The 11,582-nt window shown below is 72.9% G+C and carries 12 protein-coding genes and 1 tRNA gene; 6 read left to right on the top strand and 7 right to left on the bottom strand.

The window, feature by feature from the left end; translation table 11 throughout:
* Window positions 1-9: 9 nt before the first annotated feature.
* From ASE87_RS03630 to ASE87_RS03650, 5 genes are all read right to left on the bottom strand, one after another.
* The gene (locus tag ASE87_RS03630; protein WP_235472182.1) at window positions 10-837 is read right to left on the bottom strand and encodes an arginase family protein; all 828 of its coding nucleotides are present in this window, start codon (window positions 835-837) and stop codon (window positions 10-12) included.
* A 13-nt stretch (window positions 838-850) separates the two neighbouring features.
* Window positions 851-1,990, bottom strand: coding sequence for a DUF418 domain-containing protein (locus tag ASE87_RS03635; RefSeq protein WP_056225983.1), 1,140 nt, complete (start codon window positions 1,988-1,990; stop codon window positions 851-853).
* Entirely contained in the window at window positions 1,987-2,709 is a 723-nt protein-coding gene (locus ASE87_RS03640) for a PspA/IM30 family protein (protein WP_056225987.1), read from the bottom strand. The genes ASE87_RS03635 and ASE87_RS03640 overlap by 4 nt, the downstream gene beginning before the upstream one ends.
* A 92-nt stretch (window positions 2,710-2,801) precedes the next feature.
* Window positions 2,802-4,742: a TPM domain-containing protein gene (locus ASE87_RS16455; protein WP_056225990.1), complete on the bottom strand. Its 1,941-nt coding sequence runs from the start codon at window positions 4,740-4,742 to the stop codon at window positions 2,802-2,804.
* A 151-nt stretch (window positions 4,743-4,893) separates the two neighbouring features.
* Window positions 4,894-5,301 carry a hypothetical protein gene (locus tag ASE87_RS03650; RefSeq protein WP_056225992.1) on the bottom strand — a complete coding sequence of 136 codons (408 nt, stop codon included), beginning with the start codon at window positions 5,299-5,301 and terminating at the stop codon, window positions 4,894-4,896.
* A 50-nt stretch (window positions 5,302-5,351) separates the two neighbouring features.
* Here ASE87_RS03650 and ASE87_RS03655 point away from each other — a divergent pair, with 50 nt between their 5' ends.
* The 3 genes from ASE87_RS03655 (at window position 5,352) to ASE87_RS03660 (ending at window position 7,290) form a co-directional block, all read left to right on the top strand.
* Window positions 5,352-6,242, top strand: a complete 891-nt coding sequence (locus tag ASE87_RS03655) for a DMT family transporter (protein ID WP_056225995.1) — start codon at window positions 5,352-5,354, stop codon at window positions 6,240-6,242.
* A gap of 142 nt (window positions 6,243-6,384) precedes the next feature.
* Entirely contained in the window at window positions 6,385-6,600 is a 216-nt protein-coding gene (locus tag ASE87_RS16025; protein ID WP_148053617.1) for a hypothetical protein, read from the top strand.
* A 105-nt stretch (window positions 6,601-6,705) separates the two neighbouring features.
* On the top strand, window positions 6,706-7,290 hold the full coding sequence (locus ASE87_RS03660) for a recombinase family protein (RefSeq protein ID WP_056225998.1): 585 nt from the start codon (window positions 6,706-6,708) through the stop codon (window positions 7,288-7,290).
* A gap of 56 nt (window positions 7,291-7,346) precedes the next feature.
* Here the strand turns inward: ASE87_RS03660 and ASE87_RS03665 are convergent.
* A tRNA-Arg gene (locus tag ASE87_RS03665) sits at window positions 7,347-7,421 on the bottom strand.
* Window positions 7,422-7,498: 77 nt separating this feature from the next.
* On the opposite strand from ASE87_RS03665, the gene ASE87_RS03670 reads away from it, so the two are divergent.
* Together ASE87_RS03670 and ASE87_RS03675 are read left to right on the top strand one after the other, a co-directional pair.
* Window positions 7,499-8,218, top strand: coding sequence for a pyridoxal 5'-phosphate synthase (locus ASE87_RS03670; protein ID WP_052505430.1), 720 nt, complete (start codon window positions 7,499-7,501; stop codon window positions 8,216-8,218).
* Between the two features lie 107 nt (window positions 8,219-8,325).
* A complete protein-coding gene (locus ASE87_RS03675) occupies window positions 8,326-9,153 on the top strand; it encodes a gamma-glutamyl-gamma-aminobutyrate hydrolase family protein (protein WP_235472183.1) in 828 nt (275 codons plus the stop codon).
* A gap of 63 nt (window positions 9,154-9,216) precedes the next feature.
* Here the strand turns inward: ASE87_RS03675 and ASE87_RS03680 are convergent, their stop codons facing one another.
* A complete protein-coding gene (locus ASE87_RS03680; protein ID WP_056226001.1) occupies window positions 9,217-9,843 on the bottom strand; it encodes a hypothetical protein in 627 nt (208 codons plus the stop codon).
* A 64-nt stretch (window positions 9,844-9,907) separates the two neighbouring features.
* On the opposite strand from ASE87_RS03680, the gene argS reads away from it, so the two are divergent.
* Window positions 9,908-11,569, top strand: a complete 1,662-nt coding sequence (argS, locus tag ASE87_RS03685; RefSeq protein ID WP_056226002.1) for an arginine--tRNA ligase — start codon at window positions 9,908-9,910, stop codon at window positions 11,567-11,569.
* Window positions 11,570-11,582 lie beyond the last annotated feature (13 nt).

Raw genomic sequence — 11,582 nt, forward strand, 5'->3', positions numbered from 1 at the left:
GACCGGCGCTCATCGCGAGAGGGCCCCGAGGATGCGCAGGATCGCGCCCATGTCGTCGGAGGCCGCCGCGGCGTCGACCGGTGCGAACGAGCACAGGCCGGCCCCGACGAGGGTGAACCGCTCCTTCAGGGCCGTGATCGTCTCGATCAGCACGCCGAGCTCGAGCCCGAACGGCTGGGGGTCGAGCAGACCCTCGATCACTCCCGGGTCGAGCACGTCGAGGTCGACGTGCAGGTAGACCTCGGTGGCGCCCGAGGCCTCGACGGCGGCGACGACCTCGGCGGGGTCGAAGTCGAGCGACGACACCGACGGGACGTGGCGACTCTCGATGTAGCGATCTTCGGCGTCGTCGTAGCTGCGCGCCCCCGCGAGCACCACCCGGGCGGGGTCGAGCGGTTCGGGCGTCGGGCCGGATCCGATGGTCGGGAGGTCTTCGGTGGCGTCGCCGATCAGGGCCCGCAGCACCATGCCGCTGAAGGCACCGCTTTCGCTGCTGCGTGGACTGTGCAGGTCGGGGTGGGCGTCGAACCAGACGACGGCGGTGCGGGGGGTGACGGCGTGACGGACGGCCGCGAACTCGACGCCGCAGTCACCGCCGACCACGATGGCGGGGGAGTCGTCGGTCCGCAGCTCGCGCCCGACGGACTCAGCGATGGTGAGCACGGACGAGAGCCGGTGCACGCGCGTGCCGAGCGAGTCGCCCGCACCCACCGGTACCTCGACCACCGTGGTAGCCGTCGACGGCAGGTCGCCGAGGACGGCGTAGGCGCCTTCGGCCAGCCGCATCGCACGCGACGACGGAGAACCCTGCCACTGTGGAACCACGACGAACCTCACGGGCGTCAGTCTGTCACGAGCGGGTGCCCGTGCTCCAGGCCCAGGGGCGACTCAGTGCACCGACGGCGCGTTCGAGCGGCCCCCGCCCGACGAACCGCTGCCAGAGGGTGGCGTAGAGGAGCGTGAGGACGACGGCGACGACCAGGTGGACCAGGGGAAGGCCGTAGGCGGCGGTCGGGTCGGACAACCGGTACACGGTGAACAGCGGCGCGGTGATCAGCACGTGGGCCGTGTAGACGGTGAGCGGTTGCGCGCCCGTGGCCGCGAGGGGTCGCAGGACGGTGCGGACGACCGCAACCGCGCCTCCTCGTCCCTGCCGCTCGGGCGTCACGGCACGGCGCGCGGTGGTGACGAGCAACAGCAGCCCGAGCACGGCGGCGGCGACGCCGCCCGAGCCCACGATCTCGGCCGGCATGCCCTCGTGGTCGGCCGGGTCGAGCCAGGTGACCGAGGAGGCGCCGGGCAGGAAGCGCGCCGAGTACCCGACGATCGCGGCCGACGCCCCGACGACGAGCAGCGTGACCTGGGTGCGGGTGCGGGTGAGGTCGGAGCGCGCCGCGGCGAGACCGACGAGCAGGAACGGCGTCCAGACCAGCGCCGGGTAGGCGCCGACCAGGAGGGCCTCGGTCGCGAGACCGGGGACGCCGGACAGGGCGGTGTCGCCGTAGGCGTCGACGGGGACGAACGAGGCCAGCCACGGGGCCACGACGGCGAGCAGCGCGGCGGCCGCCAGCAGCACGGTCCGGGGGGCGAACAGCAGCCCCAGCGCCAGGACGAACATGACCCCGTAGTACGGCAGGATCACCAGGAGGTAGGGATTCCAGACCTGCAGGGCGAGGCCGAGAACGATCAGCAGCCCGGCCCGGATGGCGATGCCGCCGACGACCCGCCCTCGAGTACCGCGGGGCGTCGGCCTCGCGCCTCCTGACATGAGCCCGAGCGAGACCCCCGCGAGGGTCGCGAAGAGGATCGCCGACCGCCCGTCGAAGATGCGCTCGTCGAGCAACAGCCGAGGCCACATGTGGGCGGCGAACATCCCGATCACGGCGAGGCCGCGGGCGACGTCGACTCCCATCAGGCGGGGTGCCGCCCGGCGTGCCGGCACCGGCGGGACGTCCGCCGGTGCCGGAGTGCGGGGCAGCGGCTGGCTCACTTGTCGAGCGCGCCGAGCTTGAGGGCGGCGAGGCGGGCGTCGACCTCGGTCTGCTCACCGAGGTCGTCCAGGCTCTCGAACTGCGCGTCGAGGCTCGAGGCGGCGAGCTCTTGACGACCGAGCATCTTCGCCTCTTCGCGGCGGACCTTGTCCTCGAAGCGGCTGATCTCGCTCGTCGGGTCGAGGATGTCGATGCTCTGGACGGCGTCGGCGACCTTGGTCTGCGCCTCGACCGTCTTCGAGCGAGCGTTGAGCTCGTCACGCTTGGCGGCGAGCTGGTCGAGCTTGGACCGCATGCCGGTGAGGCCGGTCTTGAGCTTGCCGACGACGTCGGTCTGGGAGGCGATCTGCGGTTCGGCGGTCTTCGCCTCCTTCTCGCTCTGCAGCTGCTTGCCGAGGGCCACGCGGGCCAGGGCGTCGAACTTGTCGGCGTCGACCGGGTTGCCCGACGAACGCAGTTCGTCGGCCTTGTTGCTCGCGGCGAGTGCCTTGCGCTCCCAGTCCGCGGCGGCGGCGACGTCCTCGGCGTGGTCCTGCTCGAGCAGGCGCAGGTTGCCGATGGTGGTCGCGACGGCCTCTTCGGCCTCCGCGATGCTGTTGGTGTAGTCGCGGACCATCTGGTCCAGCATCGTGCTGGGGTCCTCGGCCTGGTCGAGCAGGCCGTTGATGTTCGCGCGGGTCAGTTGCGCGATGCGTCCGAAGATCGACTGCTTTGCCATGGTGCGTCCTTTCGAGAGGTGGTGCCGTGGGGTGGTGCTCGTCGTACTCGTGGTGCTGCTCGTGCGGGCGGGGCGGGGTGGGGCGAGCGGACCTAGAACCGGCCGCCGCCGGAGCTGCGGCCGCCGCCACCCCCGCCGCCGAAGCCGCCTCCGCCGCCCCCGCCGAAGCCGCCCCCGCCGCCGAAGCCGCCGCCACCGCCGCTGAAGAGTCCACCGAGCAGCATGCCGGTGACGATGCCGCCGAGATCGGCCCCGGCCGACCCGCGGGTGCCGACGCCGCCGCCGAACGGGCTCGCCTGCTGGTAGGACGAGACCTCGGCCTCGGCGCCGGCCGCTGCGGCCTGCGACAGCTGGACGGCCTGGTGGGCCTCGAACAGGGCGGCGTCGCGGTCGGACGTCGCGAGTGACACCGCGGTGGCCAGGTGTCGTTCGGCCTCGGACAACCGGGTGCGCGGCTGCGGGCCGATGCCGCCGCGGCGCGTCTCGATGAAGTCACGGGTGGCGCTGATCTGGCTGCGGGCGGTCAGCAGCGCCTGGTCGAGGGCCGCCTGGGCCCGGCGCTGCTTCTCGGTGTCTTCGCGCACGGCGGCGAGCACGTGGTCGATGCGGTCGTTGGCGGCACCGAGCGAGGCGACGACGGCGAGCGGGTCGTCGGTCGTCGTCTCGGCCAGCGTGACGGAGGCCCGTGCGGCCGAGACGGAGCCGGCGACGTCGACGCCCTGCGGGGCCGTGCCGTCGGGCAGCCCTTCGGCCGCGGCGATGTCCCGCCGCAGGTCGAGGGTCATCGCCGTGATGGTGCTGCCCGCCGTCCTCAGCGACTCGGCGGCCCCGTCGACCGCGGACAGCAGCTGGTCGACCTGCGCCAGGGCCTGACGGGCCTCACGGATGGCGATGACGGCCTCGGAGGTGGAGGACGACGCCACCGCGGTCGTCGCCGTGCCGGTCCGCTCGTCGGCGAACTCGAGCAGGCGATCGGCCTGGTCGTCGTTCTGGTCGATCGACGCGACCGCCCGTGCTGAGTAGATCGTGGTCAGTTCGCCGATGACGGTGCGGGCCTCGGCGAGCCGGGCTCGTCGCGTCTCGATCTCGCCGGGGAGCGCCGCCACGTCGCGCGGAGCCCGACTCTCGGCTTCGCGCAGCGCGTCGAACGCGGCGGACTGTTCGGCGAGTGACGCGTCGGCCGCCTCGCACAACTCGATGATGCGGGTGGTCCACTCGCGGCGTTGCTCGGGGGAGTCGGGAACGGAGTCGTCCAGCTTCTGCTGCAGGGCGAACGCCTCGCGGGCGTGCACCCGGGCCGCGTCGAGTGCCTCGGCGAACGGCCGGGCCGCGTCGTCGCCGAACTGTGCCGCCGCGAAACCGACCTCGTGCGCGCCCGCCGTCAATTCGTCGTCGAGGGCGACCAGCACCCGTGCGGCACGCTTGTCGAGTTCGTCCTGACGGGCCTTCTGCGCGTCGGACTCGCTGCGTCGACGTCGTGCCCGGCGGACCACGACGACGACGACGACGGCCGCCGCGACGAGGACCAGCACGAGCAGCGCCCAGAGCACCCAGCTGAGGTCGGGCCCGGCCTGGTCGCTGCGGATTCCGTCGGCCAGGGCGACGGCGGCACCGGCCCAGTCGCCATCGCGCAGCTCGGGGACGACGACGTCGGTCTGCAGCGCCTCCCGGTCGGATTCCGGGATCACGGACGTGTCGGCCGAGAGATCGTAGAACTGGTCGTCGACCGCCACCGAGAGCAGCACGTCGTTCGCACCCAGTTGGTTCAGGGACGCCGTCGCCTCGCCCCAGGCCGTGCGGTCGGAAGGCGAGGAGAAGGAGTCGACGTAGACGACGAAGAGGTTGACGCCGGTGTCGGTCGAGAGGCGGTCGAGGGCGTCGGTGACCTCGGTCTCGTCCGCGCTCGACAGCACGTCGGCCTGGTCGACCACGTAGGCGCCCGAGAGGTCGACCGGCTCGACCGCCTGGGCGGGGACCGCGCCGAGGGTGATCGTGCCCACCACGGCCAGGACCGCCGCGGCGACGGTGGTCACCGTTCGTCTCGTCGGTCGTCGGCCGGTCGTCGATCTCGTGCTCACGACGCTCCCCTCGCTCATTGCGGGGGAGTCTATCGACGGCCCCCGTCAGACCGCCCGCGTCGTGGTGCGCACGGATCGGTCGACGACGACCCGGTCACGGGACGGGTCAGGAGACGAAGAGCAGACCGACCGACGCGACGGCACAGACCGCCCCGACCGCGTAGAGCACGACCCCCACGGTGCGGGGCGCGCGTCCGTCGTCGTGCGGGGGGTGGACGCGGGCACGGTGCGGGCGGTCCGGGTCGTAGTGCACGGTGAGCTCGGTCTCGAGCGGCGTCGTCACCGGGACGTCGCCGAACTGCGTCTCGTGCAGCTGCCCGTCGACGTCCATCCACCGGGCGGTCGCGGCGCGGGCCCAGTCGGGCGGCGGGATGACCACGCCGACGGTGCTCTCGAGGCGGGTCGCGCGGCGCCGCAGCGCCCAGCCGGCCAGGAGGAAGGGCGTGCCGACGATGAACCCGAACCAGCCGAAGAGCTCCACCACCGGCGAGATGACGGAGAAGGCGTCGCTCATGCCACGATCGTACTGTGCCGACGTGCACCCCGTGACGAACCCGGAGCCCCGTGAACCCCAGCCCCCTCGGCCGTGTGCCGTCGCCCTTGCTCGCCGTCGCGGCGATCGTCTCGGTGCAGTTCGGGGCGGCCCTCGCCAAGACGCATTTCGAGGCCCTGGGGCCCCTGGGCGCCGCTGCGCTCCGCCTCGCGTTCGGCGCCGCCCTGCTCGTGCTGGTCTTCCGCCCGCGCCCGTGGCGGTGGCCCCGCCGCACGTGGCTCGGAGTGCTCGTGCTGGGTCTCGCCCTGGCCGGGATGAACTCGCTCATCTACCTCGCGATCGACGTCGTGCCGCTCGGGGTCGCGGTCACCCTCGAGTTCCTCGGTCCGCTCGTCGTCGCACTCGTGCAGACCAGGCGGTGGTGGGACGCCGCCTGGGCCCTCCTCGCCCTCGCCGGGGTCGTGCTGCTCGGCTCCGACTCGACCGGCTCGATCCCGATCGCCGGTGTGCTGCTCGCCCTCGGCGCCGGGGCGTTCTGGGCCTGTTACATCCTGGCGAACGCCGCCCTCGGTCGCGGTCGCGACCCGATGGGTGCCCTCGCGACCGCCATGCTCGTCGCCGCGGCCGTCGTGGTGCCGTTCGGAGCACACGACGCGACGGTGGCCGTCCGGGCCGACCCGCGCCTCCTGCTGGTCTTCCTGGTGGTGGCGGCGCTGACCTCCGCGATCCCGTACGCCCTCGAGTCGGTGGCGTTGCGGCGACTGCCGACCCGGGTGTTCGGCGTCCTGTCGAGCCTGGGGCCGGCGGTGGCCGCTCTGGCCGGACTCGCCGTGCTCGGCGAGGCACTCGGGGTGCGCGAGGTCGTCGCCCTCGCCTGCGTCACGGCGGCGAGCGTCGGGGTCACGATCGCGGCCGGTCGACGCCGGCGTCGTGGGCCCCTGCCCGAGGCCCCGCCGGCCTGATCGGACCCCCAGGCCTCGCGTCTGTCCGAGGAGCGAGTCAGAGGTTCAGTCTGACAACTCCACGGGGACTTGTACCCCACATGCGGGGTACGCTGCGATGATGGCCCGGTTACGAGGGCCGGAGAACGATGAAGGAGACATCATGGGTGCTGTCTTGGAGCGCACGTCCCGAGCGGAGGTCGTCCCCCTGGGTGACGGATTCCACCGCGTGTCGACGCCGACCGCAGGGGTGATCGGGTTCGTGCACGAGTCCGACGGGTTGTTCGAGGTGCTGCGGGGCCGCGTCCGCACCGCCGTCCGGCGTGAGGGTTCGTACCGCACGCTCGACGTCGCGGTGATCGCGCTCACCTACAGTTGAGTTCGACCCACCACTGACGCACGCCTCCGGGCGGACGTCCTCGAGGCCTCGCCGTCGGCGGGGCCTCACCTCTCTGTCCACCCTCGCCTCGCCGGAAGGCCCCCCGTGACCGTCGTCGGGTACGCCCGCATCTCGCGAGACGACCCGTCGTCCGATCGGCAGACCGAGCGCCTCCGGACGGTCGGGTGCGACCGCGTCTTCGTTGACCACGCCACCGGCACCAGGCAGTCCCGCCCCGAGTTCGCCAAGGCCATCGGCAGCCTGCGCGAGGGTGACGTCTTCGTCGTGACGAACGTCGACCGCATCGGCCGCTCGGTCGCCGAGCTGGTCGGCGTGATGGCGACCCTCGACGCGCTCGGCGTCGCCTTCCGCTCGATCGACGAGCAGATCGACGAGCTCAACGCCTACGGCCGCTTCTTCTTCCGCGTCACCGCCGCCCTGGCCCGCTTCGACGAGCAGGTCGGCGGCGAGCTCCACCGCGCCGAGACCCGCAAACGGCAGGAGGCGCGGGTTGCGCAGACCCCGAAGCCTCCGGTCTCGAGACGACGCCTCGACGCGGCCCGCCAGCTGCGTGCCGAGGGTGCCAGCATGCGCCAGGCCGCCGAGCACGTGGCCGTCCCCGAGCGTGTCCTGCGCCGCGAGCTCGAGCGCGACGACGCCGACCGTGCCCGCCGCCGGCAGCCCGACTGATCCGACAGGGCCGCTGTCCGACCGGCCACGAAGGACCGTCGCATCGAGAGGAGAAGTGGTGCCCCCAGGCAGATTCGAACTGCCGCCCCTGCCTCCGGAGGGCAGTGCTCTATCCCCTGAGCTATGGGGGCCCGGGAACGTCGTCCAGGTTAGCAGCGAATCGGTCCGGTCTGGGACGACCTGACGGTGTGGGGTGCATCGTGGGGGAGTGACCGACGACACCCGCACCGACCGAGCCGACACCGGCACCCGCTCAGACCGCACCGACCCCGACGGCCCGACGCTGCGCGAACGCCTCCGCTCCGCTAAGGTCTTCCACCCCGAGCTGCCCACCTTCGACGTCGACGACGTGGCCGACGACGCCGTCGACCAGTTCGTCGCGTGGCTCGTCGAGGCCGTCGACCAGGACGTCGCCCAGCCGCACGCCATGGTCATCTCGACCTCGTCGTCCGACGGCGACGTGACGGCTCGCACCCTGTTGCTCAAGGACGTCGACGACGGCGCCCTCTGGTTCGCCACGTCGTCGATCAGCCCGAAGGGTCGGCAGATCGCCGAGAACCCCCGGGTGGCCCTCACCCTCTACTGGCGTGAGCAGGGCCGTCAGGTCCGCGTGCTCGGTCGGGCGACGCCCGGCCCGCGCGACGTCAGCGAGAAGGACTTCACCGCTCGCCACCCCGACTCCCGTGCCGTCGCGATGACGCAGCCGCAGAGCAGCCCGATCACCGACGAGGCCGAGACGCGTCGTCGCCTCGCCGAGGCCAAGGCGGCGATCGAGTCCGACGACACCCTCGTGCCCGACGACTGGACCGCGTGGCGGGTGGACCCCACCTCGATCGAGTTCTGGCAGGCCACCACGGGCCGCGACCAGGTGCGCCTGCGGTACGACCGCGACGGCGACGGCTGGACCCGCGCCTCCCTGTGGCCCTGACCGCCACGGCGGGCGCCGACGGCGCGACCGCGACCGAGGCCGTGGCGCGGACGTAACGCGGCGACACGCACCTGGCGGGCCGTCGGCCGCGACGGCAGCATGATCGCATGACCTCGTACCGCGCCCCGTCGATCCGCCCGAGCGACCTCACCGTCGCCTCGATGCGTCTCGCCGTGGTCGAGGTGACGCGGCACCGGCCGCACGCTCCCGAGTACCACGCCTACGTCGACGACATGAACTCCCGGGTGAGGGCGACCGCCGAGGCCGCGGGCTGGCAGGCGACGCGCCTCGCCGCGGGCGACCTCGGCACCGACGAGCTGCTGCGGGTGACCGCCGACGCCGACGCGATCGTCGTCCTCGGTGGCGAGGACCTCTCGCCCCGTCATTACGGAGGCGCGCCCGGCTACCCGGGCGAGGGCCGCCACGACCCCGTGGCCGACGAGGCCCAGCTCGCGCTCGTGCGCCGCGCGGTCGCCCGCCGCACCCCGCTGCTCGGGGTCTGCCGCGGCCACCAGGTGATCAACGTCGCCCTCGGCGGAGACCTCGTGCAGCACCTGGACGACCACGACGGGGTGCACCGCACCCCCGACGCGCCGGTCGACCAGCTCATGCACCCGCACGCCGTCGGGCTCGAGCCCGCCAGTCGCCTCGCCCGGGCCCTCGGCACCGAGCCCGTCGTGCAGAGCGCGCACCACCAGGCCGTCGGCCGCCTGGGCCGGGGCCTCCGCGTCGTCGGGCGCGCCTCCGACGGCACCGTCGAGGCCGTCGAGCACGACTCGGCCCCGGTGGTGGGCGTGCAGTGGCACCCCGAAGACAAAGGAGCCCCGGTCGGTCAGCTCGAGGCGCTGTTGGCGTCCTTGGCCGCCTCCGTCGAGGCGGGGCGCCTCGCCGCGTCCGCCGTCTCGCGAACGGACCAGGAGGCGCTGGTCGCCTAGGCCGCGCCCGTCACCCGAGCGCGCCTCCCGCGCCCGCGCCTCCCGCCCCCGCGCCTCCCGCGCTCAGTCGACCTGCTTCAGCGCGGAGAGCACGGCCGACACGACCGGCTCGGCGTCGCCGGGTTCGAGGAACGTCGTCGAGCGGGCCACGACGAAAGCAGGGGACGAGAACGCCTCGGCCGTGCCGATCTCGCCCGGGGTGTCGAAGTAGCCCTCGACGCCGAAGGTCGGCACCGAGTTGCTGGTGGCGACGAGCTCGTTGGCCAGTTCGTCGAGGCTGTCCGGGTCGAAGTGCGCCACGCCGACCGTGACGGTGGCGCCGCCGGAGTCCTGCCACGTGCACGTCGTGCCGTCCGCGTCGGCCACCTGCTGCAGGGCCTCGCCGTCGCGACTCTCGTCGCCGCTCGCGCTCTCGTCCGGCACGGCCGTCAAGCCCGGGTACCAGGACGCGAGCGAGCCCGTGTCGAGCAGGTCGTCGCAGTCGATCGTGAACGGGGTGCTCACGAGGTCGGGCGTCGGCGTCGCGGTCGGCGTCGCGCCGGGGGTCGCGGAGGCCTGCGCATCCGACGTCGGCGTGGCGCTCGGTGCGGCCTGCGACGGGGCCGTGCAGGCGGTGAGGGACAGGGCGAGGGCACCCGTCACGACGAGGGTGCGCAGGACGACGGGGGAGCGGGTCGGGGCAGGGCTCATCTCCCCATCATCACCGACGGCGGGCTCGTCGTCGGCCCCGTGGCTGCCGGTAAGATCGACCCTCGTGACTCCCGCCGAACTCTCCACGTCCCTGCTCGCCGTCGTCCAGGGCGTCCTCGAGCGCCGAGGCACCGTCGACGTGGCGGTGACCGAGGGCGACGTGGCGCTCGAACGGCCGAAGAACCGCGACCACGGTGACTGGGCATCGAACGTGGCGATGAAGTTCGCCAAGCGCGTCGGCACGAACCCGCGCGAGCTCGCCACCGAGATCGCCGCCGAGCTGGCCGAGGTCGACGGGGTCGCCGACGTCGACGTCGCGGGCCCCGGGTTCATCAACATCCGCCTCGACGCCGCCGCCGCGGGTCTGCTCGCGCGGTCCGTCGTCGAGCAGGGCGAGGCGTACGGCCGCGGCGACTACTACCGCGGCGTCACGATCGACCTCGAGTTCGTCTCGGCCAACCCCACCGGCCCGATCCACCTCGGCGGCGTGCGCTGGGCCGCGGTGGGCGACAGCCTGGCCCGCGTCTTCCAGGCCCAGGGCGCGCTCGTCACCCGCGAGTACTACTTCAACGACCACGGCGGGCAGATCGACCGCTTCGCGCGCAGCCTCCTGGCCAGCTCGCTCGGCGAGCCCACCCCGGACGACGGCTACGGCGGGCAGTACATCGCCGAGATCGCCGCGCGTGTCGAGGCTACCTTCGACGGCGACGTGCGCGACCTGCCCCGTGACGAGGCGCAAGAGCTGTTCCGGGCGGTCGGCGTCGACTTCATGTTCGCCGACATCAAGGCGTCGTTGCACGACTTCGGCGTCGACTTCGACGTCTACTTCCACGAGAACTCGTTGCACGAGTCGAAGGCCGTCGAGCGCGCCGTCGCCCGCCTGCGCGAACTCGGCCACGTCTACGAGTCCGAGGGTGCGACCTGGCTGCGCACCACCGAGTTCGGCGACGACCGCGATCGCGTCATCGTCAAGAGCGACGGCGAGGCCGCCTACATCGCCGGTGACCTGGCCTACTACCTCGACAAGCGCGAGCGCGGCTTCGAGCGCAACCTGATCATGCTCGGCGCCGACCACCACGGCTACGTCGGCCGCATGATGGCGATGTGCGCGGCGTTCGGCGACGAGCCCGGCGTCAATCTCGAGATCCTCATCGGCCAGATGGTCAACCTGCTGCGCGACGGCGAACCGATGCGCATGTCCAAGCGTGCGGGCACCGTCGTCACGATGGAGGACCTCGTCGACGCCGTCGGCGTCGACGCCGGCCGGTACTCGCTGGTCCGCAGCCCGGTGAACAGCTCGATTGACATCGACCTCGACCTGCTCACCAAGCGCAGCAACGACAACCCGGTCTTCTACGTCCAGTACGCCCACGCCCGCACCCGCGCGGTGGCCCGCAACGCCGAGGCCGCCGGGGTGACGCGTGACGCGTTCGACGCGTCGCTCCTCACGCACGAGACCGAGAGCGCCCTGCTCGGAGCCCTGTCCGAGCTGCCCCGCGTCGTCGTCCAGGCCGCCGAGCTGCGCGAGCCGCACCGCGTGGCCCGCTACGTCGAAGAGCTCGCCGGCACCTACCACCGCTGGTACGACAACTGCCGCGTCACGCCGCTCGGCGACGACGAGGTCACCGACCTGCACCGCACCCGCCTCTGGCTCAACGACGCGGCGGGCCAGGTCATCCGCAACGGGCTCGGCCTGCTGGGCGTCTCGGCACCCGATCGCATGTGACCTCCCACGCCGC

This window comes from Frigoribacterium sp. Leaf44 (assembly GCF_001421865.1).
Lineage (GTDB): Bacteria > Actinomycetota > Actinomycetes > Actinomycetales > Microbacteriaceae > Frigoribacterium.

Bases quoted from the DNA above. Each gene is read 5' to 3' on its own strand.
- ASE87_RS03675 (WP_235472183.1), top strand. From the start codon at position 8,326: ATGACCTCGTACCGCGCCCCGTCGATCCGCCCGAGCGACCTCACCGTC.
- ASE87_RS03650 (WP_056225992.1), bottom strand. From the start codon at position 5,301: ATGAGCGACGCCTTCTCCGTCATCTCGCCGGTGGTGGAGCTCTTCGGC.
- ASE87_RS03640 (WP_056225987.1), bottom strand. From the start codon at position 2,709: ATGGCAAAGCAGTCGATCTTCGGACGCATCGCGCAACTGACCCGCGCG.
- ASE87_RS16025 (WP_148053617.1), top strand. From the start codon at position 6,385: ATGGGTGCTGTCTTGGAGCGCACGTCCCGAGCGGAGGTCGTCCCCCTG.
- ASE87_RS03680 (WP_056226001.1), bottom strand. From the start codon at position 9,843: ATGAGCCCTGCCCCGACCCGCTCCCCCGTCGTCCTGCGCACCCTCGTC.